At 64.2% G+C, this 22,555-nt stretch carries 19 protein-coding genes, 1 tRNA gene and 1 pseudogene; 16 read left to right on the forward strand and 5 right to left on the reverse strand.

Annotated features, from left to right (window positions below):
* Window position 1: 1 nt before the first annotated feature.
* Window positions 2–1,141 (reverse strand): AI-2E family transporter, encoded by a 1,140-nt coding sequence (locus AABA84_RS13300; RefSeq protein ID WP_212244802.1) that lies wholly within the window; start codon window positions 1,139–1,141, stop codon window positions 2–4.
* Between the two features lie 135 nt (window positions 1,142–1,276).
* On the opposite strand from AABA84_RS13300, the gene AABA84_RS13305 reads away from it, so the two are divergent.
* The 7 genes and pseudogenes from AABA84_RS13305 to AABA84_RS13335 all read left to right on the forward strand — a co-directional run bounded on the left by AABA84_RS13305 (window position 1,277) and on the right by AABA84_RS13335 (window position 7,885).
* A complete protein-coding gene (locus AABA84_RS13305) occupies window positions 1,277–1,987 on the forward strand; it encodes a hypothetical protein (RefSeq protein WP_338312260.1) in 711 nt (236 codons plus the stop codon).
* A 91-nt stretch (window positions 1,988–2,078) separates the two neighbouring features.
* A complete protein-coding gene (locus AABA84_RS13310; RefSeq protein WP_212244798.1) occupies window positions 2,079–2,852 on the forward strand; it encodes a gamma-glutamyl-gamma-aminobutyrate hydrolase family protein in 774 nt (257 codons plus the stop codon).
* Between the two features lie 1,119 nt (window positions 2,853–3,971).
* Complete coding sequence (locus tag AABA84_RS13315) at window positions 3,972–4,208, forward strand: hypothetical protein (protein ID WP_338312261.1); 237 nt, start codon at window positions 3,972–3,974, stop codon at window positions 4,206–4,208.
* Between the two features lie 324 nt (window positions 4,209–4,532).
* A complete protein-coding gene (locus AABA84_RS13320) occupies window positions 4,533–5,072 on the forward strand; it encodes a TRAP transporter small permease subunit (RefSeq protein WP_338307911.1) in 540 nt (179 codons plus the stop codon).
* Window positions 5,069–6,673, forward strand: a complete 1,605-nt coding sequence (locus AABA84_RS13325; RefSeq protein WP_212250779.1) for a TRAP transporter large permease — start codon at window positions 5,069–5,071, stop codon at window positions 6,671–6,673. The genes AABA84_RS13320 and AABA84_RS13325 overlap by 4 nt, the downstream gene beginning before the upstream one ends.
* A gap of 137 nt (window positions 6,674–6,810) precedes the next feature.
* Complete coding sequence (locus tag AABA84_RS13330; protein WP_338307914.1) at window positions 6,811–7,422, forward strand: hypothetical protein; 612 nt, start codon at window positions 6,811–6,813, stop codon at window positions 7,420–7,422.
* A gap of 72 nt (window positions 7,423–7,494) precedes the next feature.
* Window positions 7,495–7,885, forward strand: a pseudogene (locus AABA84_RS13335) (transposase).
* 204 nt (window positions 7,886–8,089) lie between these two features.
* On the opposite strand, the gene AABA84_RS13340 reads toward AABA84_RS13335, so the two are convergent.
* Window positions 8,090–9,067 (reverse strand): GlxA family transcriptional regulator, encoded by a 978-nt coding sequence (locus tag AABA84_RS13340; RefSeq protein WP_212250785.1) that lies wholly within the window; start codon window positions 9,065–9,067, stop codon window positions 8,090–8,092.
* Window positions 9,068–9,219: 152 nt separating this feature from the next.
* On the opposite strand from AABA84_RS13340, the gene AABA84_RS13345 reads away from it, so the two are divergent.
* The 4 genes from AABA84_RS13345 to AABA84_RS13360 all read left to right on the forward strand — a co-directional run bounded on the left by AABA84_RS13345 (window position 9,220) and on the right by AABA84_RS13360 (window position 13,055).
* Window positions 9,220–9,477: a tautomerase family protein gene (locus AABA84_RS13345; RefSeq protein WP_212250787.1), complete on the forward strand. Its 258-nt coding sequence runs from the start codon at window positions 9,220–9,222 to the stop codon at window positions 9,475–9,477.
* A gap of 183 nt (window positions 9,478–9,660) precedes the next feature.
* Window positions 9,661–11,079: an NfeD family protein gene (locus AABA84_RS13350; protein ID WP_338312262.1), complete on the forward strand. Its 1,419-nt coding sequence runs from the start codon at window positions 9,661–9,663 to the stop codon at window positions 11,077–11,079.
* Window positions 11,076–11,843, forward strand: a complete 768-nt coding sequence (locus AABA84_RS13355) for a slipin family protein (RefSeq protein ID WP_212250791.1) — start codon at window positions 11,076–11,078, stop codon at window positions 11,841–11,843. The genes AABA84_RS13350 and AABA84_RS13355 overlap by 4 nt, the downstream gene beginning before the upstream one ends.
* Before the next feature lie 75 nt (window positions 11,844–11,918).
* Window positions 11,919–13,055 carry a type II asparaginase gene (locus AABA84_RS13360; RefSeq protein WP_338312263.1) on the forward strand — a complete coding sequence of 379 codons (1,137 nt, stop codon included), beginning with the start codon at window positions 11,919–11,921 and terminating at the stop codon, window positions 13,053–13,055.
* An 84-nt stretch (window positions 13,056–13,139) separates the two neighbouring features.
* Here AABA84_RS13360 and glnA read toward each other — a convergent pair whose 3' ends face one another.
* Together glnA and AABA84_RS13370 are read right to left on the reverse strand one after the other, a co-directional pair.
* Window positions 13,140–14,549, reverse strand: a complete 1,410-nt coding sequence (glnA, locus tag AABA84_RS13365) for a type I glutamate--ammonia ligase (RefSeq protein ID WP_018320110.1) — start codon at window positions 14,547–14,549, stop codon at window positions 13,140–13,142.
* A 151-nt stretch (window positions 14,550–14,700) separates the two neighbouring features.
* Window positions 14,701–15,039 carry a P-II family nitrogen regulator gene (locus tag AABA84_RS13370; RefSeq protein WP_007603495.1) on the reverse strand — a complete coding sequence of 113 codons (339 nt, stop codon included), beginning with the start codon at window positions 15,037–15,039 and terminating at the stop codon, window positions 14,701–14,703.
* A gap of 381 nt (window positions 15,040–15,420) precedes the next feature.
* On the opposite strand from AABA84_RS13370, the gene AABA84_RS13375 reads away from it, so the two are divergent.
* Together AABA84_RS13375 and AABA84_RS13380 are read left to right on the forward strand one after the other, a co-directional pair.
* Window positions 15,421–16,920 carry an NAD(P)H-hydrate dehydratase gene (locus AABA84_RS13375; RefSeq protein ID WP_338312264.1) on the forward strand — a complete coding sequence of 500 codons (1,500 nt, stop codon included), beginning with the start codon at window positions 15,421–15,423 and terminating at the stop codon, window positions 16,918–16,920.
* Between the two features lie 165 nt (window positions 16,921–17,085).
* Complete coding sequence (locus AABA84_RS13380) at window positions 17,086–18,054, forward strand: hypothetical protein (protein ID WP_338312265.1); 969 nt, start codon at window positions 17,086–17,088, stop codon at window positions 18,052–18,054.
* Window positions 18,055–18,141: 87 nt separating this feature from the next.
* Here the strand turns inward: AABA84_RS13380 and AABA84_RS13385 are convergent, their stop codons facing one another.
* Entirely contained in the window at window positions 18,142–19,470 is a 1,329-nt protein-coding gene (locus AABA84_RS13385) for a multicopper oxidase family protein (RefSeq protein WP_338312266.1), read from the reverse strand.
* 154 nt (window positions 19,471–19,624) lie between these two features.
* Here AABA84_RS13385 and AABA84_RS13390 point away from each other — a divergent pair.
* From AABA84_RS13390 to AABA84_RS13400, 3 genes are all read left to right on the forward strand, one after another.
* Window positions 19,625–19,709, forward strand: a tRNA-Leu gene (locus AABA84_RS13390).
* A 173-nt stretch (window positions 19,710–19,882) separates the two neighbouring features.
* Window positions 19,883–21,244 carry a trigger factor gene (tig, locus tag AABA84_RS13395; RefSeq protein WP_212250798.1) on the forward strand — a complete coding sequence of 454 codons (1,362 nt, stop codon included), beginning with the start codon at window positions 19,883–19,885 and terminating at the stop codon, window positions 21,242–21,244.
* A gap of 379 nt (window positions 21,245–21,623) precedes the next feature.
* Window positions 21,624–22,256: an ATP-dependent Clp protease proteolytic subunit gene (locus tag AABA84_RS13400; RefSeq protein WP_097662542.1), complete on the forward strand. Its 633-nt coding sequence runs from the start codon at window positions 21,624–21,626 to the stop codon at window positions 22,254–22,256.
* Window positions 22,257–22,555 lie beyond the last annotated feature (299 nt).

Here is a 22,555-nt window from a genome sequence, read left to right on the forward strand (position 1 = left end):
GTCACGCTGCCTCCGCCAGCGGCGGCGCCTCATACGTCTTGAAATGGTCGATCATGACCTTGGCGATGGCGACCAGCGGCAGGGCTAGCGCGAGGCCCCAGATGCCGAACACGACGCCGAGCACGATCTGGAACGCGAACAGGGTGGCCGGCGGGATGTCCAGCGCCTGCCGCTGCAGGATCGGCGTCAGCACGTAGCTCTCCATGGCGTGCACGCCCATGAAGAGCAGAAAGGCCGATAGCGCCGGGATCCAGCCCGAGGCGAGGCTCGCCAGCACCACGACGACGCCCGCGATGATGGCTCCGATGGTCGGGATGAAGGCGAGCAGGCCGGCCTGAATTCCCAGGATGAACGAGCTGGGGATGCCAATAATGGCAAGCCCGATCCAGGTCACCACGCCGACCGCGAGCATCACGATGATCTGCGCGATCAGCCAGCGCTCCAGAGTCTCAGCTGTGCGATCGATGATGAGGGCGACGCGGGTGCGATGCCTGGCCGGCGCCAGGAACAGCAGGCCGTCGTGATAGACGGCGGGCTGGGCGGCGAAGGCGAAGCCCAGGAACAGCACGATGAAGATGTTGCCCACACCGTGGATGGTGCCGAGCAGCAGCTTGAAGGTCTGGCTCACGATTGCCCCGCCGCTGGAGGCCAGCGCGCCCGCGCCGGGCAGGGGACCGCGCGAGGGCGCAGCCGGTGCGGGTGCCGCCTCCGACGGCGTATTGGCCGAGGAATCGGTCGCGCCGTTGCCGAAATCGAAGAAGCTGGTGTCGATACCGTGGCTGTCCAGGAAGGACTTCACATTTCCGATCTGCGACTTGATGGTCTTGCTCAGCAGCGATGCCTGTTCGGCGATGGTGGCGCCGCCGAGATAGGCGATGCCGGCCAGCATCAGGGCGAGCGCGGTGCAGACGATCGCGAGCCGCACCGGATGCGGCAGGGGCACACGGCGGCCGAGCGCGCCCGTCAGCGCGTTGAGGCCGAGACCGAGCAGCATGCCGGTGAAGATCAGCAGCAGGGTGGCGGCGAAATACCAGGTGAAGGCGAGCAGCGCGGTGAACAGCACGACGCCGATACCCCCGACCGAGATCGCCCAGGCGAGGTCGCCGCGGGTCCGGGAGCGTTCATCTCTAGACATGGTCACATCGGGTCCTTTTCAGCGCAATGCGCGCTGCACTCTCCGGGCAAACGCGCTTCGGATCAAGGCCGCGTCAACGCGCTGGTTTGACGTCGGCGCGCCGACGGTGCAGAGCGATGAGCAAAGAGCAATGGGGGCGGTTTGAGCTTCATCAGCAAATGGGCCGGTCTGCTCGGGCTTCTGGCCGTGCTCGTGGTCGGCGACCAGATCCGGATCAACCGGCCCGGCCACAAATTTCGTCTCACGGTCGAGGTCACGACGCCTGACGGGATCAAGGCCGGATCCGGCGTTCTGGCCGTCGTGCCGGACCGCAACTATAACCGCGGCGGCCGCACCACGATGCGCGGAGAGGCCGTGTTCGTCGACCTCGGCCAAGACGGCGCCAAAGGCAAGAATCTGGTGGCATTGCTGGCGCACCGGCAGGACGCCAAGCTGGACTTCGACGACATCAACTATGTCGCGCTCCGTGCCTATGGCGCCGCGCGCGGCAACCGCGTCTCGTTCAACGATATCCACCGGCAGACCGGCGTTGTCCCGGTGCAGGCAGACCTCGTGCCGGTGCTCGTGAGCTTTGGCGATCCCCACGATCCCAACACGGCGCGCCTTGTCGCCGGCGACCATGCGGAGGCGGTTCTGGGCCAGGGCTATGCGGTCCGTGGCCTCACGGTCGAGGTCGTGCCCAACGGGTTCTGGCCGATCGATTTCGGTGGGGTGCTCGGAGAGCCCGTGACGCGCGGCATCGATGCGAAACTGCCCTGGCTGGCCGCCCCGGGCGATCCGGCGGCAACCGCATTGCAGGCCGCCGGGCTGCCCGCCGGGGGCGAGGCCCGGGAGGCATTTGCGCGAAAATAGCATTGCCGTCCCGCGATCCCTTCTGTTGAATTTGTTCCAGCCCAAGGGCATGTTTGGAGAATCTTCTTATCGGCGAGGCGCGGAACGACAGATGAGAAAGCCGGTCGTCGGCGTGATCGGGAATGCCCATCGCGTCGAAAATCGATTTCAGGTCCAGATGGTCGGCGAGCGCAATTTGCGCGCCGTGGCCGAGGTTTCCGGTGGCCTGCCGATGATGTTCGCGGGCGCGCCTGATATCACCGATATCGGCGCGCTGCTCGACGTGGTCGACGGCATCGTGCTCACCGGCGCCCGCGCCAACGTCCATCCGACCCGCTTCAATGTCGACCCGTGCGAGCGCCACGAGCCGTACGATATCCATCGCGACGAGGTGGCGCTGGCGCTTTCGGTCGCCTGCGTCGCCCGCGGCGTGCCGCTGTTCGGCATCTGCCGCGGCCTCCAGGAGATGAACGTCGCCTTCGGCGGCTCGCTGCATCCCGAGATCCGCGAGATTCCCGGCCGCATGAACCATCGCATGCCCCGGCTCGAGAATGGCGAGATCCACCCCGATCCGACCGTGGTGTTCGCCGACCGTCACGACGTCGAGCTGACGCCGGGCGGGGCGTTCGCAAAACTGCTCGGCTGCGAGAAGATCAGGGTCAATTCGCTGCACGGCCAGGGCATCCTCGATCCCGGCAAGCGCGTGCTGATCGAGGGCGTCGCCGAGGACGGCACCATCGAGGCGATCCGGATCGCGGAAGCCCCGACCTTCGCGCTCGGCGTGCAATGGCACGCCGAATACGATCCCCAGCGCAATCCGGTCAACCGCAAGCTGTTCGAGGCCTTTGGCGAAGCGCTGGTCGCGCGGCAGCGCGCGGCGGCGTAGGCCACGCTCGTGTCCCGGACAAGCTGCAACGCGGATGCGTTGCGGCGCAGAGCCGGGACCCAGCGTCGCCCCGCGCACTGCTGCGACATGGGCCCCGGCTCTGCAGCGCACCGCTAAGGGGCGCTGCGCCGCGTCCGGGGCACAAGAGGGGACTTCGTAGGATGGGTAGAGCGAAAGCGAAACCCATCGTGCCCTGTTTTGCGCCGATACATGATGGGTTTCGCAAGAGCTCTACCCATCCTACGGCCTTGCTGGATTGCTTCGTCGCAAGAGTTCTTCGCAATGACAGCGCAAGGTGCATCGTCGGAATCCTCCGCTTTCAGCTCAACTTGCAGACACGCCTTCGCAGTCTCGCGGCGTGTTTCGCCCGAGGCTTGCTGTCGTTCGCGCTCCTTGAAGGCCAAAGGGCGCAGGGAAGGCCGGGCGCCGGCGGCACCCGCAAGTCCGTGCGCGACGAAGATGCACACGGGGTGGACCACAGGTGTGCCGGTCGCCCGGCCTTCCCTGCGCGGATGGTTTTAACGGTGTCCTTCGTGCTCTCCTCGGGGAGCGTTGCACTATTGCCCCCGTCGCCTTGCGGATGGCTGATGCGCGTGCCCGGTCGGGTCGCCGCATCACCGCAAGCCTTGACGCACAGACCCCGGGCGTCAGGACCACACGACTTCTCCGTCCGCGGACGATCCCGCCGGAATACCCGAGGGCTTGCGTGTGCTCGCCCCCAGGCCTCGACGAAACCGCTGTGACCGCGCCGTGTCGTATCGCGTCGCCTGAGGACTCACGGTTGCCCGCCCTGTCATCATGCTGAGCCGCGCCGGCGCTACCGCGTCCACCGCCACCCGGCCCGCATCTCGTGACGATCGCGAAGCGCCCTTTGGCAGAGGCCGGGATGGGCGAGGGTATGCCACAAATCCGAAATTCGGGAAAGTGGAATATTTTTGCGCCAAGGGCTTGACCGGGTGTTTTGCCCGACGCCTCTCCGGGAGTGATCCCCGTCGCTGACGGAAGCGGACCGGAAGGGATTGCGCTATCCCAATGCGGGGAGCCGGTTTATCGGAAAGACTTGTTTGATGGGTTTGGCAGATACAACTAAAGTTCTATCCCGAGACGGAGACTGACTTCATGAGCAGACCTGCGAAGACCGAAAGCGAACTGATCGCCATGGCGAAGGCCGAATTGAAGGTTCACGCCGACTGTCCCGATGGAATGATAATTTCGATCCTCCGCGACGGTGATTCCTGGGAGTTTCGAGCCAGCGCGGATCGGGCCACCTCGGATCGGCCCGGCTACCCTGAATGCGTCGCCATGCTCGTCCAGATCGGCGATCACCTCTGCAAGCAGTACGACGTCGAGGGTTAAGCGCCTCGTCAAGGGCAATCCGTCCGAGAGCCGGATTGCTAGCTGCCCCGCGTAGAGCGACCAAATTGGACACAGCGACCCATTTTTGAGGGCGCTGCGGCAAGTTGTCCATTTTTTTTGTTGACCCCGAAATTGCTGACGGTAAAGGTGCCTTGCTTCACGCGCCGCTGAGACCGGAGCATGTCTCGGCGAAAACCGACAACAAGAACGAGCGGAAGCATCAGGAGGGTGAACCAGCTCCCGCGCAGAAATGGAGGCTGCTGACGCAGCACCATGGTCCTGCTCGTTTGGGGGCAGCACTCAGCGAGCGGGGAAAAGATATCGATGCGCCCATTGTTGGCGGTGAGTACAGCTATCGACTGGCTGAACGAAAAGGTCGGCAACGTCTGCAACATTCTGGTGCTCGCAGCCTGCGTGGTCAGCGCTGCAAATGCGATGATCCGGTATGCCTTCAGCTACAGCTCCAACAGCTGGCTCGAGACGCAGTGGTATATGTTCGCCGTCGTCGTGATGTTCGGCTCGTCCTATACTTTCAAGCGTAACGAGCATGTCCGCGTCGAAATCATGTACCTCATGCTTTCCGAACGCGGCCAGCTGTGGCTCGACCTGATCGGGACATTGGTTTTCCTCGTCCCGGCGTGCCTGCTCCTCAGCTACCTCTCATGGGCGATGTTCCACAACTCGTTCATCATCGGCGAAATGTCCAACAATGCCGGCGGCCTCCTCCGGTGGCCGATCAAATTTGTCCTGCCGGCGGGATTCTTCATGCTGGCTTTGCAAGGCGTCTCGGAGGCCATCAAACGCATTGCGGCCTTGCGTGGTGAAGTCACGATCGATGCGAAATACGAGCGGCCGACCCAATGATCACGATTGAAATGATGCCGCCGATGATGTTCGGCGGGCTGGTCCTGGCCATGCTGATCGGATTTCCGGTCGCCTTCACGCTGGCCGCTCTCGGGCTTTCGTTCGGATTTCTCGCGATCCATGAGGGATTTTTCGGGTTCAGCTTCCTCCAGGCCATCCCGGAGCGCATCTACGGCAGCGTTCTGGCCAACGAGCTGCTGCTGGCAATTCCTTTCTTCACGTTCATGGGCTCGATCCTCGAACGATGCGGCCTCGCCGAGGATATGCTGGATTCAATGGGGCAGTTGTTCGGCCCCATTCGCGGCGGCCTCGGCTATTCCGTGATCATCGTCGGCTTCATCCTCGGTGCCATCACGGGCACCGTGGCGGCGCAGGTCATTGCGATGGCGCTGATCTCGATGCCGGTGATGATCCGGTACGGCTACAATATGCGCTACATCACCGGCGTGCTCGCAGCCTCCGGCACCATTACCCAGCTGGTGCCTCCCTCGCTGGTTCTGATCGTGCTCGCGGACCAGCTCGGGAAGTCGGTCGGCGATATGTATCTGGGCGCCTGGGGCCCCTCGATCCTCCAGATCGCACTGTTCGCCGGCTACACGTTTGCGCTGAGCGTGATCAAGCCGGGCCACGTCCCGGCCGTGCCCAAGGAAGCAAGGACGCTCAAGGGCTGGGCGCTCTGGCGCAAATGCCTTTTGGGCATCATCCCGTCCGCCGTTCTGATCTTCGTGGTGCTCGGCACGATGATGCTGGGCCTGGCCACCCCGACCGAAGCAGGCGCGATGGGCGCCGTCGGCGCGATCGTCCTTGCCGTCATCCATCACAAGGATTTCAGCTTGGCCGGCCGCAAGATATTGCTCGTCGGCGTTGCGGCGGCGGGTGTCGGCACCATCATCGGCATCTACTTCACGCCGAATCTGGCGTTCAAGATCGCCTTCGCGATTGCCTATCTCGCCGTCGCCTGGGTCTGCATCGAGGCGGTCAGGATTCCGGACCTGCGCACCCTGGTCAAGCAGGGCTACGAGACCACGATGCGCATCACCTGCATGGTGACGTTCATCCTGATCGGATCGACCTGCTTCTCGATCGTCTTCCTCGGTTGCAACGGTGGTGTCTGGCTGGAGCACATGCTGACATCGCTGCCGGGCGGGGTCTGGGGATTCCTGATCTTCATGAACCTGTTCATCTTCTTCATCGCCTTCTTCCTCGACTTCTTCGAGATCGCCTTCATCATCATCCCGATGATCGCGCCGATCGCGCAGAAGCTGCTCACCCCTGTGGTGGGGGCGGATGCCGCCTTGATCTGGTTCGGTGTCATGCTCTGCGTCAACATGCAGACCTCCTTCCTGCATCCCCCCTTCGGCTTCGCCTTGTTCTATCTGCGGGGCGTGGCGCCGAAGGAGGTCAAGAGCTCGGACATCTATTGGGGCGCGATGCCCTGGATCGGCCTGCAGGCGATCATGGTTGCGGTCGTCATCGCATTCCCGATCACGGTCACCGGGCTGCTGGACGCTCCGAGGAAGGTGGATCTGGACAAGATCAAGATCGAAATTCCGGACATCGAGCTGCCGCCGCCACTCGATTTCAGCCCGCCGAAGAATTGAGGAAAGATCTCGGCCCGGCAGCGGGGTCGTTACCCTCCAAGGCTCGCCCTGCGATAGTCGCAGGACGAGCACCCTCGGCGATGACGGCTGCGCCGTTGCGCGGGCCAGCTCGTTCTTGAAATGGGATTTGCCTCGCGATGATACGCAGCGTCACCGTCACGGGCCTTCTCCTGCTTGCGTCCTCCGCATTCGCCCAAAGCGCGCCGCCGCAGGAGGGGCCGATCAGCTGCGCTGCGCCGGTTGCACCTGACGACACCGAACGGAGCCTGAAGCAGCGCTACGGCAAGGACGCCGTGGTGCAGGAGCTGTCCGGCGCCGAGGGCGAACGCTACAAGGGCGTCGTGCTGTTCCCGAAGGCGAGGGACCGCCGCATCGAGGTCGCCTTCACCGACGACAAGGCCGGGCGCGCCTCCGGCCTGACCTTGCGCGACGCAGGCAAGACCGGCCTCTGGAACGTTACCGGCGTCACGATCGGATCCAGCCTTGCCGACGTGCAGAAGGCCAACGGCAAGCCGTTCCTCGTCAGCGGCTTCGAATGGGACTATGGCGGCTTCGTCACCGACTGGAAGGGCGGGGCGCTCGGCCGGCCGCTGCAAGGCGGCTGCACCGTGACGATCCGCTTCGGCGGCAAGACCGGGGCGCCGAGGTCGCTATCCGGCGACGGCGTGAAAGCGGCGTCCGATAACGCGGCGCTGGTGAAATGGGCGCCGGCGGTGATTGCGATCGGCGTGAATTTTCCGGACAAGTAACCACGCGCGCTGGTGTGTAGGGCGGATTAGCCGAAGGCGTAATCCGCCATCTTGTCTTGATTGGGCAGTTCAATGCCAAACTATCGACGTGCATTTGTTCCGGGTGGTTGCTGGTTCTTCACGGTCAATCTTCTCGACCGGAAGCAGAGGCTGCTCGTCGAGCACATCGCAGTGTTGCGCGCGGCTGTTGCAGCCAAAGACGGAGCCTTTGACCGCGGTACAGATCGCAGGACGGGAGCGTGGCATATGGCAGAACCGATTCTGAGAGCACCTCATCCGCGACGAAACCGATTACGCACGCCATGTCGAGTATTGTTACATCAATCCCGTGAAGCATGGTTATGTGACCCGCGTGTTGGACTGGCCGCATTCGTCATTTCACCGAGACGTCGAGGCGGGCCTGTTTCCTGAGGATTGGGCAGGAGATAGCAGCACGGACGGTGACTTTGGCGAACGCGCGTGAGCGTCGCGAGCAGTCGGCGGATTACGCCTTCGGCTAATCTGCCCTACGAGGACTGTCGCCATGCACTCAAGGTCCATTCCAAATTTCGGGCGGGATAAACCAATCAGTAGGAATTGGTCCGCCCTGATTTTTGCGGCTCTGATTTGTTCTTTGAGAACGAAGTGGAGTCGGATGCGGAACGAAAGCGGACGGCTCGAAGGCGTCTCACATCGTCCGCTCCATCCGTCGTGCGCGATAGGCCTGCGGTGACATCAAAGTGAGCTTGCGGAACGCCTTGCGAAAGCTGCTCTCGTCCTCATAGCCGGTCGTGCGCGCGATCGCCTTGATCGGCTGCGTCGTCGTCTCGAGCAGCGTGCGCGCGTGCTCGACGCGGCGGCGCATGATGAACGCCTGCGGTGGCTCGTGCGTGAGCTCCTGAAACTTCCGGTTCAGCGTGCGCTCGCTGAGGCCGAGCGCGCCGGCAAGCCGCCTGACCGTCATGGGAGCCTTGCCGGTGCGGCGAACCAGGAGGTCGGCCCTGGTCAGCAGCGGGTCCTGCGAGAGCAGATAGCCGACGGGCATGAAGATCGACTGGGTGCGCTGCGCGGTATCGATGACGACGTAGTCCGCGCACAGTTTTGCGGTCTCCTTGCCCTCGACCAGCTCGATCAATCTGAGCAGCAGGTCGACCCACGACATCGGGCCGGCTGCGCAGACGATGCGGTCCGCAACCGTGATGACGGCGTCGGCGGCAAGGTCGATGGTGGGATGACGCTGCCGCAGTTCGCCCTGCAGCCACCAGGTGATGGTGGCGCGGCGGTTGTCGAGCAGGCCGGCACCGGCCAGCAGGAACACGCCGCTGCAGAACGCGCCGATCAGCCGGCCGTTCGCATGCTGCTGCCGGAGCCAGGCGCCGGCCCGGGCATATTGCGGTTGCAGGCGCTCGGCCGTGACGTGATCGACGAGGTTACCGGGGACGAGGATCGCGTCGAAGCGAGCGCGTTGCCCGATCCCGCCATCGACCACGACCGTCCGGCCGCCGCCGGCGCGCACGGGTTTGCCGTCGAGCGAAAGCGTCTGCCAGCTGAAGCGGGATTTTGCGCCGCTCTGCTGCATGACGTGATTGGCGAGCGACAGGATGTCGGCGACGCCGGCGATCGCCGAATGCATGCAGCCTTCCAGTGCCAGAATTGCGAGCTTCATGAGACCCCCCGGGGTTGATGCCGCGATCCTATCCGATCGGGACGCGGGCGCGTGGCGGAAATTGCCTGATCTCTGTCTTATCCGCCACTGCCTTGCGGAGAGCGCCCGGTCCAATCTGCCGCCGTCGTCAACCGACATGATTGGAGAGAGACATGCCTTACGTCACCATTTCCACCGTCCGCGGCATTCTGGATGCCGCGCAGAAGAAGACGCTGCTCGAACGCGTCACCGACCTCCTGGTCGAGGTCGAAGGGCAGGGTAGCCCGGATTTCCGCCGCAACGTCTGGGTCAGGATCGAGGAGCAGGAGCCTTCCCACTGGTCGCTAGGCGGCATGCAGCCGACGCAGGAGATCATCGCCGGCACGTTCGGCCCGATCGGAGCGGATGGGGTGCGGATCGCGCGGCCGTAGCAGCGCAGAGTGCGTGGGCGGACCAGCCCAGGGATCAGCGCAAGGCGTGGTCCGCCCACCACCGCGTGCTCAATCGATCTGCGGGGCAATTTCCATTGCATCGCACAATCACCACAAGAGCTGCGCACGGCTGCATTGAGGTTCGATAGACGAACACCATATGCTCTGCAAGGGAGCCCTGCCGTGCAGACCATGAAGGCGGCCCTCGTTGCGGCGATTGGCGTCGTGGCTTTGATCTGCTGCCTCCTTCCCAGTTCAGCGGAGGAGAACGGCCGTCTTGCACTGATTGTTTCGATCGACGGGGCCATCGGCCCTGCGTCGGCCAGTTTCGTGAAGGAGGCCTTGGCCAAGGCAAGCGAACGGCGCGCCGAGGTCGTGCTTCTGAGAATCAACACGCCCGGCGGCCTCAATACCAGCATGCGCGAGATCATTGCGGATGTGCTGGCCTCGCCCGTCCCCGTCGTCGGTTACGTCGCTCCCTCCGGCGCCCACGCGGCGAGCGCGGGGACCTATATCCTTTATGCGACCCACATCGCGGCGATGGCGCCGGGCACCAATATCGGTGCGGCAACGCCGGTGCAGATTGGCGGACCGCTACCGGGGCTGCCGGGCGGCACACCGGACAAGGGCGGCAAGGACAAGAAGGACGGTGACCAGCAGAGCGAGAAGGATCAGACCAAGGACCAGCCCAAGGATGCGATGACGGCAAAGGTGACCAATGATGCGGTTGCTTTCATCCGCAGCCTTGCGGAGCTGCGTGGCCGCAATGTGGACTGGGCGGAGAAAGCGGTCCGTGAGGCCGCCACTCTCTCTGCCAACGGCGCGCTGCAGGCCCACGCCATCGATCTGGTCGCGCGCGATCAGGCTGAATTGCTGAGGCAGCTCGATGGCCGTGTGGTGGAGGTTGCAGGCGGCAAGACGCAACGCCTCGCGACGAAGGATGCGGTCGTCGAAGCCATCGACCCCGGATGGATATCCCGCTTCCTGGCGGCCATCACCGATCCGAATGTGGCGTTCATTCTCCTGATGGTCGGCATCTACGGCCTGATCTTCGAGTTCATGTCTCCCGGAGCCGTCGCTCCGGGAGTCGTCGGCGCGATCTGCCTGTTGATCGGCCTCTATGCGCTCAATTTGCTGCCGATCAACTATGCCGGCCTCGCCCTGATGCTGGTCGGCATAGTGCTTCTCACCGTCGAAGCCTTCAATCCGACGGTGGTGATCGGTCTCGGCGGGATCATCGCCTTCGTGCTGGGAGCGCTGATGCTCTTCAGGGTCGAGGCGCCCGGCTACCACCTGTCGTGGTGGGTGATCGGCATCACCGCGGCTGTGTTCACCGGCTTTGCTCTCGTCGTGCTTGGTTCGCTTCGGCGTGCCGCCAGGGCTCCTGAACGGGTCGGCGCGCAGGCCATGCGGGGCTTGCCTGCCGAGGTTCTCGACTGGCGTGGGAGCGAAGGCCATGTCTTCGCCCATGGCGAGCGCTGGCAGGCGCGCGGCGCCGAAACGTTCAAGCCCGGAGAGACGGTCGAAGTCGCCAGCGTCGTCGACCTGACGCTGCTGATACGGCGCGCACCTGCCCGAACAGGCGAGGGAGATCCATCATGATGCTGGAATATCTGACCTATGCGGCGCTCGCGTTGCTTGTCATCATGTTCCTGTCCCAGGCTATTCGAATCCTGCGTGAATACGAGCGTGGCGTCGTCTTTACGCTCGGTCGCTTTACCGGCGTGAAGGGCCCGGGCCTTATCATCCTCGTTCCGGTCGTGCAGCAATTGGTAAAGGTCGATCTGCGGGTGATGGTGCAGGTCGTCCCGCCCCAGGACGTGATTTCGCGGGACAACGTCTCCGTCAAGGTCAACGCCGTTCTGTACTTCCGCATCGTCGATCCCGAGCGGGCCATCATCAAGGTCGGCGATTACATGGCCGCCACCAGCCAGCTCGCGCAGACCACGTTGCGCTCGGTGCTCGGCAAGCACGAGCTCGACGAGATGCTTGCCGAACGCGACAGGTTGAACGCCGACATCCAGGAGATCCTCGACAAGCAGACCGACGTCTGGGGCATCAAGGTCACCGGGATCGAGATCAAGGACATCGATCTCAACGAAACCATGGTGCGCGCGATCGCCAAGCAGGCCGAGGCGGAACGGTTGCGGCGCGCCAAGGTGATCAACGCGATGGGCGAGCAGCAGGCCGCCGAAAAGCTCGTCGAGGCCGGCCGGATTCTCGCGCAGGAGCCGCAGGCGATGCAGCTCCGTTACTTCGCGGCCCTGCACGACATCGCGGGCGAACGGTCTTCGACCGTGGTCTTTCCCCTGCCGACGGGTTTGCTCGACCATTTTCTGCCGCGGCGCGACAATCCTCAGCCATAAGCATCGGGATGACCCATCTTCGGCCCCATTGGGCGTGTCGAATATCGATCCCAACTTAAACGGGAGGAGAATTCGATGCCGAAGCATGCCGCCAGACCCGCAATCCAGCGCCGAAATCGGCCATCGATCCTCGCCGTTCCGCTGATCGCCCTCGCGCTTTGGTCGTGCGGGATCGCCGCGGCGCAGGCCGCGGAATCGGGCAAGGACGCGATGGCTGCCGGCCTGCCGCGCATTCTCGTTCTTGCGACCGGCGGCACCATCGCAGGCCAGGCCGACGCGCGTGCGACCGGCGCCTACAAATCCGGCCAGATCACGGGCGAGCAGCTGATGCAATCGGTGCCGGGGCTGGACAAGCTCGCGAAGCTGAATGCCGAGCAGATCTCGTCGATCGGATCCCAGGACATGAACGACAAGGTCTGGTTTGCGCTGGCCCGCCGCATCCAGGAGGCCTTCGACAAGAACGAGGCCGACGGAATCGTCATCACCCACGGCACCGATACGCTGGAGGAGACCGCGTTCTTCCTCGACAACGTGGTGCGCGGCGACAAGCCGGTGGTGATCGTCGGCTCGATGCGGCCGGCGACGGCCGTCAGCGCCGACGGCCCCGGCAATCTCTACGAGGCGGTGCAGGTGGCGGCCGACCCACGGTCCCGCGGCCGCGGCGTGCTGGCGGTGCTGAACGACAAGATTCAGGGCGCGCGCTCGGTCACCAAGACCAACACCACCAGCATCGAGACGTTCAGTTCGGCCAATGACGGGCCGGTCGGCTATGTCGACAGCGCCGGCGGCATTCGCTTCATGGCGCAGGCTCAAGGTCTCAAGCGCGCGACCTATCAGCTTCCAGCCGGCGAGCAATTGCCGCGCGTTGCGATCGTGTACTCGCACGCCAACATGGACGCCGTTCCGATCGAGGACGCCATCTCGCACGGCGCCAAGGGCATCGTGCTGGCCGGCGTCGGCGACGGCAACACCTCGAAGCCGGCGCTCGATGCGCTCGAAGCTGCGGCGAAGAAGGGCGTCATCGTGGTTCGCTCGACGCGGGTTCGATCGGGCTTCGTGACGCGCAACGTCGAGGTCGACGACGACAAGAACGGGTTCGTCGTGTCCGAGGACCTCAATCCGCAGAAGGCGCGGGTGCTCACGCAGTTGCTGATCGCGGGCGGGGTGACCGCGCCGGCAGAGCTGCAGAAGGCCTTTACGGCGACGTGGTAGCGGGCAGGTCGTACACCCTGCGATTCAAACGAAAAGGCGCTCCTTGCGGAGCGCCTTTTGCTTATCGGATACCTTCCGGGCCGTTTAGCCCGAATAGTACATTTCGAACTCGACCGGGTGCGGGGTCATTTCGAAGCGGGCGACTTCGGTCATCTTCAGCTCGATGTAAGCGTCGATGAAGTCGTCGTCGAACACGCCGCCGGCCTTGAGGAAGCCGCGGTCCTTGTCGAGGTTTTCGAGCGCCTCGCGCAAGCTGCCGCAGACGGTCGGGATCTGCTTCAGCTCTTCCTTCGGCAGGTCGTAGAGGTCCTTGTCCATCGCCGGACCCGGATCGATCTTGTTCTTGATGCCGTCGAGGCCGGCCATCAGCATCGCGGCGAAGCCGAGATAGGGATTGGCCATCGGATCGGGGAAGCGCACCTCGACGCGCTTGGCCTTCGGCGAAGCGGTGTAGGGGATGCGGCAGGAGGCCGAGCGGTTGCGCGCGGAGTAGGCGAGCAGCACGGGGGCCTCATAGCCCGGGACCAGACGCTTGTAGGAGTTGGTCGAGGGGTTGGTGAAGGCGTTGATCGCCTTGGCGTGCTTGATGATGCCGCCGATGTAATGCAGGCAGGTCTCCGAGAGGTCGGCGTATTTGTTGCCGGCGAACACCGGCTTGCCGTCCTTCCAGATCGACTGGTGCACGTGCATGCCCGAGCCGTTGTCGCCGAAGATCGGCTTCGGCATGAAGGTGGCGGTCTTGCCGTAGATGTGCGCGACCTGGTGGATGCAGTACTTGTAGATCTGCATGTGGTCGGCCATCAGCGTCAGCGTGTCGAACTTCATGCCGAGCTCGTGCTGGGCGGAGGCGACCTCGTGGTGATGCTTCTCGACCTTGACGCCCATCTTGGCCATGGCGCCCAGCATTTCCGAGCGCATGTCCTGCACCGAGTCCTGCGGCGGGACCGGGAAGTAGCCGCCCTTGGTGCGGATGCGGTGGCCGAGATTGCCGCCTTCATATTCGGTGTCGGAGTTGGTCGGCAGCTCCGAGGAGTCGAGGCGGAAGCCGGTCTTGTAGGGCTCGGCCGAATAGCGCACGTCGTCGAACACGAAGAACTCGGCTTCGGGGCCGACGAACACGCTGTCGCCCACGCCCATCGACTTCACCATGGCCTCGGCCTTCTTGGCGATGCCGCGGGGGTCGCGGTTGTAGGGCTCGCCGGTGGTCGGCTCGAGCACGTCGCAGGTGATGACCATGGTGGTCTCGGCGAAGAACGGGTCGATCGTCGCGGTGACCGGATCGGGCATCAGGCACATGTCGGACTCGTTGATCGCCTTCCAGCCGGCGATCGAGGAGCCGTCGAACATCGTTCCTTCGGCGAAGATGTCATCGTCGATCATGCTGACATCGAACGTCACATGCTGCCACTTGCCGCGCGGATCGGTGAAGCGCAGGTCGACGTACTTGACGTCGTTGTCCTTGATCGATTTCAGGACGTCTTTGGCGGTCTTCATGCATACCCCTTTTGGCTCTGCGGGTCGGTTTCCAGATGAGCAAAATTATTCTCGCTCGGGCGAGTTTTGCGCGACCGCACAAACGAAATCAGGCCGCCGAAGCAGCCTTCTTTCTAGTCGGAGTGTCGCAAGATTCGGGATAGCACCCGGCTCAGATAGCGTCCAGCCCGGATTCGCCGGTTCGGATGCGGATCGCCTCTTCGATGTTGGAGACGAAAATCTTACCGTCGCCGATGCGCCCGGTCTGCGCGGCGCGGCGGATCGCGTCGATGGCGCGCTCGACCAGATCGTCGCCGATCACGATCTCGATCTTCACCTTGGGCAGGAAGTCGACGATGTATTCGGCGCCGCGGTAGAGCTCGGCGTGCCCCTTCTGCCGGCCAAAACCCTTGGCTTCGGTGACGGTGATGCCCTGAAGGCCGACCTCTTGAAGCGCTTCCTTCACCTCGTCGAGCTTGAATGGCTTGATGATGGCTTCGATTTTCTTCACTGCGCGCCTCCCGGCCTTCGATCAAATAGCAACGTCTTCGTCAGGATGCGCTTCTCTTAACGCACGATCTTGTCTTCGCTATGCCTGAAACCCTGACCAGTCCGGCAACAACGGCCGGCCACACCCTGATAAATGCCAGTGAGCACGACAAACCGAAGCGACTTCCTCGAAAGCAGGGTCTATGCCAAGTTGCACATGTCCTGATTGTTGGAGCGTTATCAGCCTTTTAACGAGCATCTCTGAGTAGTGGTGCCGACCTGCACAAAATAGCGAAGACTACGAAATAGGCAAACGGTTCAATAAGTGTGCAGATCGATGTTCCCCAGGGCGGGGCGGCACGGCGCGTGCCTGTTGAAAAGGCGTTTGGACCAGGGAAGTGGCATGGAAGTTCTGACCACCGCTGAAATGCAGCGCGCCGACCAGCTCACCATCGCGGCCGGCACGCCCGGTTTCAAGCTGATGCTGAGCGCGGGCCAGGCGGTCACCGATGCCGCCCAGGCGCTGGTGGAGGAGGGGCCGATCCTGATCGTGGCCGGTCCCGGCAACAACGGCGGTGACGGTTTTGTCGCAGCCGCCGAGCTCGCCGCGCAGGGGCGCGAGGTCTCGGTCATCCTGATGTGCGAGCGCGACCAGCTCCAGGGCGACGCGGCCTCCGCCGCGCGCGGCTGGAAGCACCCGGTGCTCCCGTTCAACCCCCAGGCGATCGGACGGCCCGCGCTGATCATCGATGCGCTGTTCGGCGCAGGCCTCAGCCGTCCCGTCGACGGCGAGGCGCGCGCGATGATCGAGGCGATCAACGCCAACGGCGCCCCGGTGCTCGCGGTCGACCTGCCGAGCGGCATCAACGGCACCAGCGCGGCGGTGATGGGCGCGGCGGTGAACGCCACCGAGACCGTCACCTTCTTCCGCAAGAAGCCGGCGCATCTCTTGCTGCCGGGCCGGATGCATTGCGGCCACGTCCGCGTCGCCGACATCGGCATCGAGCCGCAGGTGCTGGACGAGATTGCGCCGCAGACCTTCGAGAACGATCCGGATTTCTGGGGCGCCGCCTTTCCGGTGCCGCGGATCGACGGCCACAAATACGCGCGGGGGCATGTGCTGGCGGTTTCCGGCGATGCGGCGGCGACCGGCGCTGCGCGGCTCGCCGCGCGCGGCGCGCTGCGGGCCGGTGCGGGCCTGGTGACGCTGGCAAGCCCGCGCGATGCGCTCGCGATCAATGCGGCCGCGCTCACGGCAGTCATGGTTCGCCCCGTCGACACCGTCGTCGAGTTCGGCGAGCTGCTCGGCGACAAGCGCTACAACACCTGCATCATCGGCCCCGGCGCGGGCATCGGTGAGCGCACCTGCGATCTCGTTCACACCGCGCTGAGCGCGCAGCGTCATCTGGTGCTCGATGCCGATGCCCTGACGAGCTTTGCCGCAACCCCCGAGCGCCTGTTCGAATCGATCAAGTCCTCGCAAGACAACGCGGTGGTGCTGACCCCGCACGAGGGCGAGTTTCCGCGCCTGTTCTCGGACCTCAGCAACAAGCATCCGGGCCGCTCCAAGCTGGAGCGCGTGCGCGACGCCGCCGAACGCTCCGGCGCGGTGGTGCTCCTGAAGGGCCCGGACACCACCATCGCCGCCCCCGACGGCCGCGCCACCATCGCCGCCAATGCGCCGCCCTGGCTCGCCACCGCGGGCGCCGGCGACGTGCTCTCCGGCATCATCGCCGGCCTGCTGGCGCAAGGCGTGCCGGCGTTCGAGGCGGCCAGCATCGGCGTCTGGATGCATGGCGAGGCGGCAAGCGAGGCGGGGCCGGGCCTGATCGCGGAGGATCTGACCGAGACGCTGCCGGCCGTGCACCGGCGGATCTATGGTGCGCTGGGGGTGGAGTACTAGTGCTCGTCGACACCGGCACAGCTGCGCGGCTCTATCGGGTATCGCTTGGTGTCTGGCCGCGCCGTTCGTCGTCCAAAAAACCTCCGGTTGTAAGCTACGGCACAGCAGCCTCTTGAAAACCGCACTAGTAGAAGCGGGCATTGTCGTCAAAGGAAGGCAGCGGATATGCCCATCGACTCAGTTCAGCCATCGATAGCAGGTCGTGATTGTTCAGGCGTGTCAGCGCCGGCCGCAGACCCTGCCGCGCAATCGCCGACGGCCGGCATTGGTGCTGGCGCCGGCGTGGTCCATGCGTGCCCGGCTCCATCCGAGGTCCCGCTTCCCCCGTCTGCTGCCAGCGACGCGGCGACTGTTTCGGCATCCGAGTTCTTTCACCTCGACGGCGGTCTTGATTTCGCAACCGGCACCCATCCCGTGAATCCCGAGCAGGCCCTGACGCCCGCGAACCACAAGCCGGGCATCGTCGCTTCACAAAGCGTCAACATGAGCGTCGCGCACAAGGGCGGCAATGACACCGTGTCCGTGGTTGCCGGATTCAAGGCCAGGGAGGCAACGCTCGCTGGAGCGTCGGCGATCGGATATTCGGGCAGCGTGAAAGCCGCCCGTCAGGTCGGTCCCGTACAGGTCGGCGTCGCGGGAACGCTCTATGGAAGCAATGCTCTCCACGTGCAGGAGGACGATGCAAAAGGCCTACCCGCGGGCTATCGCTATGGGCAGGTCGCGGTGACCGTCGACTCGAAGCACAAGCTGCCGGACGGCGGCGGCATCGCCGTCCACGCCGAAGCAGGATACCGCGCTGGTCCCGGCCTCAATAACCGCGTCAACCTTGTCGCCAAGGGGACGCTCACCGAGCATGTGGGGCCGGTGACGCTCGAGGTGACCGGTGCTGTGATCGCCGGCGAATGGACCGATCGGACCCCACAGGGGCTGCCGCGGCGTCAGGACGCGCTTCCCAGCGCTGAAGTCAAGGTGTTGCTCCCGGTGAGCGAGCATGTCCGGGTGTTCGCAAAGGTCGGAGGCGATGGACGATATTCCAACCAGGACGATCACGGCTCGAGGAATTACGCGAACTTCGGCGGCGGTGTGGGTATCCAATTCAGTCAGGATGGCCCGAAATCCAAACCGAAGAATTGATGCGGTGCGTTGCAGGTTGGGCGCGGCGAGCGCCCAACCTGCACTGCGGCTGAACTTCCGACCCACGGCATCCGCCGTGCATGAACCTCACTCCACCCCATACCATCGCACCAGCCGCGGCGCGGCCCAGTCGGTGGCGACGGATTCGATCAGCCATTGACCGGGGGAGGTCGCCGCGAAGGCGATGCGCTGGGTCTGGCCGGGCTCGATGGCGAGCGTGTCGAGCCAGTACGGCTTCCAGCCGTCGTCGAGCTTGTCGAGCAGGCGGAAGTGGTGGCCGTGGAGGTGGAAGACGGTCGTCACCGGGCCTGTGTTCTTGAGGGCGAGCACGACGGTGCGGCCCGCCTTGGCGCGGAGGGCCGGGGCGGAGGATCTGGAGAAGTCGGCACACCGTGCCCATCCAGCCTCGGCTGCGCCGAGCGCGACATCGAACCGCAGGGCGCCTCTGAGATCGAGCTTGTCGGGCAGGTCGTTGGAAGGCAGCGGCTGCGGCGGCAACAGCGGCGCGCGGCGCTCAAGTCTGCCGGAAACCGCAAGCGAGCCGATCTGGTGCGCCTCCTTGCCGTCATGGAGCAGAATCGGGGCCGAGCTGGCCGCATCCACAATGGCATCGGCACGCCCGCCCGGGGCCAGGACCAGAGCGCCATTGCGCGCCGGGAACGGTTCGGCCGGTTGTCCGTCCAGGGCCATCACCCGGACGTCGTGGTTTTCCAATTTGATCGCCAGAACAGTGCGTTGGGAGCCGTTGATGAAGCGCAGCCGCAAACGCTCACCAGCTGCAGCTGAGAGTTCAAATGAAGTCTGTCCGTTAAGCGTATAGAGCGGCGTCGCGTCCTTTGGGGCACGTCCCGGGGGGAGTGCGGTGCCGTCCGGCCGCAGCCGCCACTCCTCGATCAGCAGGACCTCGTCGCGATCGACGGCGCCAGCGTTTGCCTCCTGCGCGATGACCGGAAGCGGGCGCGCGGGCTGCGTGAGGACGTCCTCGAAGAGGCGGAAGTCCGCCAGCAGGGTTCCCGCGCTTGGTACTGAAATCATTGAGGTTTCGGTCGTGCCCGGCGGAGCGGGCGCGCGCCCGCGCAGCGGGTCGGCGGCGGCCGGGCCATTGAGGCCGTACCAGGCTGGGGCAAGCGGGACAGGCAGGTCGTTGCGAAACACCACCTCGCAGCGGTCGCCTCGCTTGAGACGGACGTTCCCGAGATGGCTTACGGCGGCCAGCTCCCAGATTGGTGTAGGTGGCTGACCCGGCCTGAGAGCCAGGGTTTGCGGTCTTGCCTGAAGGGAAAGCTGGGCGGTCAGGGCCGGCGCGGCACCGCTGGCGACCAGCCCGGCCGCCGAGGCCCCAAGAGAGGCTCCAAGAGAGGCGCCAAGCCCTGCCAAAACCTGGCGCCGATGAGGGGCGAGAATCCGCGGTTTCATGGGCCGATCCGGACCACGCCGCGCTGGATAAGTCCAGCCGTCGTGCCTACGTAAAGCCTGCCTCCATCGGGCCATTTTTTTGCTGCGAACAGTCAGGCACATGCTATAAGCCCGGCCGCCCGCGGCATCGCGGCCGGTCTTGATGCAAATTCACGCGGGCGTGGCGGAACTGGTAGACGCGCTGGATTTAGGTTCCAGTGACGAAAGTTGTGGGGGTTCGAGTCCCTCCGCCCGCACCAAGCGCTTATCGCGTTTGCACGGATTACGTGACCTGCTTTCGCGCGGATGTTTGTCCGCCGGGAGCCGGTTCGATAAAGCACCGGCGTTGAGGCGTTCGCCTCGCGCCGGATCGATTAATGACAGCGTCCCGACGCATGCGTGCCGGGACCGAACGAGAAGAAGATTGGACGCCATGCAGGTCACAGAAACCCTCTCGGAAGGTTTGAAGCACGAGTTCAAGATCAGCGTTCCCGCGTCTGATCTCGACGCCAAGGCTGGTGCCAAGCTCGTTGACCTCAAGGACAAGGTCCGCATCAACGGCTTCCGCCCCGGCAAGGTGCCGGTCACGCACCTGAAGAAGGTCTATGGCCGCTCGGTGATGGCCGAGACCATCGACCAGACCATCCGCGACACCAACACGCAGCTGTTCTCCGAGCGCGGCTTCCGTCTCGCCACCGAGCCGAAGATCACCATGCCGAGCGAGCAGGCCGAGGTCGAGGAGCTCCTGAGCGGCAAGACCGATCTGACCTACACGGTCGCGATCGAGGTGGTGCCGGCGATCGCGCTCGCCGACTTCAAGACCTTCCAGGTCGAGAAGCCTGTGGCCGACGTCACCGATTCCGACGTCGACGAGGCGATCAAGCGCATCGCCGATACCAACCGCGGCTATGCCGCGAAGGCCGAGGGCGCCAAGGCCGAATCCGGCGACCGCGTCACCATCAACTTCAAGGGCAGCATCAACGGCGAAGTCTTCGAGGGCGGCACCGGCGAAGGCATCCAGGTCGTGATCGGCTCCAACACCTTCATTCCCGGCTTCGAGGAGCAACTGATCGGCATCGGCGCGGGCGAGACCCGCACGCTGAAGGTGTCTTTCCCGAAGAACTACATGAACGACAAGCTCGCCGGCCAGCCCGCCGAGTTCGAGACCACCGCGACCTCGATCGAGGCGCCGCAGGACGTCGCGATCGACGACGAGTTCGCCAAGACGCTTGGCCTGGAATCGCTCGACAAGCTCAAGGAGGCCGCGCGCGAGCGTCTGAACGTCGAGTTCGCCGGCGCGACGCGCCAGCGCGTCAAGCGCGCGCTGCTCGACCGCCTCGACGAAGCCCATCGCTTCGAGGCGCCGCCCTCGCTGGTCGACGAGGAGTTCAATCTGATGTGGAACTCGGTCAAGGCCGAGATGGACTCCGCCGGCAAGACCTTTGCCGACGAGGACACCACTGAGGACGCCGCCAAGGAGGAGTACCGCAAGATCGCCGACCGCCGCGTGCGGCTCGGTCTCGTGCTCTCCGAGATCGGCGAGAAGAACAAGATCACCGTGACCGACGACGAGGTCGGCCGCGCCGTGATCGAGCGCGCCCGCTCGATGCCCGGCCGCGAGAAGGAGGTCTGGGACTATTACCGTAGCAATGCCCAGGCGCTGGCCCAGCTCCGTGCACCGATCTATGAGGACAAGGTCGTCGACTTCATCCTCGAGCTCGCCAACGTGACCGAGAAGAAGGTCTCGCGCGAGGACCTCTACAAGGACGACGAGGCGGAAAAGACCGCTGCCTGAGGGCCCTAGAGCGTTTTCGAGCGAAGTGGATACCGGTTCGCGTCAAGAATACGCGTCAAAGCGAGACTCCAGAGCCCCGTTCCGATTTCATCGGAATAGGGCTGTGAGACAGTTATCTATTAAGGATGATCAGCAAAGAGGCCCAGCTAGCCAGATGGCCGGCTGGGCCTCTTTGTGGGAATCAGCTTCAACTGCCCCTACGGATTAAGCCTTAATTCTCTCCGCACTTGTCAGGCGCGAATTGGGCTATATCTGTCGGTATGCCTTCTACCTCTACCAAGTTCCTGCATCACGGGACGTCCATCGGCCTTCAGCAGATCCAGCCCAGACTGGCAGTCGAGACTGGCGATGTCCGCCTCTTAAAAACCCTAGGTGACTCATGCGCGATCCGGTTGAAACCTACATGAACCTCGTGCCCATGGTGGTCGAGCAGACCAACCGTGGCGAGCGCGCCTACGACATCTTCTCGCGCCTCTTGAAGGAGCGCATCATCTTCGTGACCGGTCCGGTCGAGGACGGCATGTCGACGCTGGTCGTCGCGCAGCTGTTGTTCCTTGAGGCGGATAATCCGAAGAAGGAAATCTCGATGTACATCAACTCGCCGGGCGGCGTGGTGACGTCGGGTCTTGCGATCTACGACACCATGCAGTTCATCCGTCCGGCGGTCTCGACGCTGTGCACGGGGCAGGCGGCCTCGATGGGCTCGCTGCTGCTCGCCGCCGGCGAAAAGGACATGCGCTTCTCGCTGCCGAACTCGCGCATCATGGTGCATCAGCCCTCCGGCGGCTTCCAGGGCCAGGCCACCGACATCATGCTGCACGCGCAGGAAATCCTGAACCTGAAGAAGCGGCTCAACGAGATCTACGTGAAGCACACCGGCCAGACCTACAAGGCGATCGAGGACGCGCTGGAACGCGACAAGTTCCTGACCGCGAACGACGCCAAGGAGTTCGGCCTGGTCGACAGGGTCATCGACAAGCGCGCCGAGGAGCCGGCGGCGAAAACCCCGTAGCACTACTGGGGGATGCGGCGATCCCTTGTTGGACCCTCGGGTAAATGCTTGAGGGATCGCCGGGCACCATCGGGGCCGCGTTCACGTTTAGGACGCATGCGCGCGTCGCAAAACGGTATTTTGCGCCCTGCGGCAGGCAGAAGGTTCCGCTTTCGTGCTTGTTTTTCGTGGCAATCCAGCAACGCCGGGGTGATTTCGATCACTTCACCCGTGCCAAGACCGGAAATCACGGTATTGTCACGGGTAGCCGGCGACCCCCGATTAGCGAATTCTTGATAGTCGGGTGACAGCATGGTTGG

Origin of the sequence: Bradyrhizobium sp. TM239, from assembly GCF_036247985.1 — a bacterium.
In the GTDB taxonomy this organism is placed as follows: Bacteria; Pseudomonadota; Alphaproteobacteria; order Rhizobiales; family Xanthobacteraceae; genus Bradyrhizobium; species Bradyrhizobium ottawaense.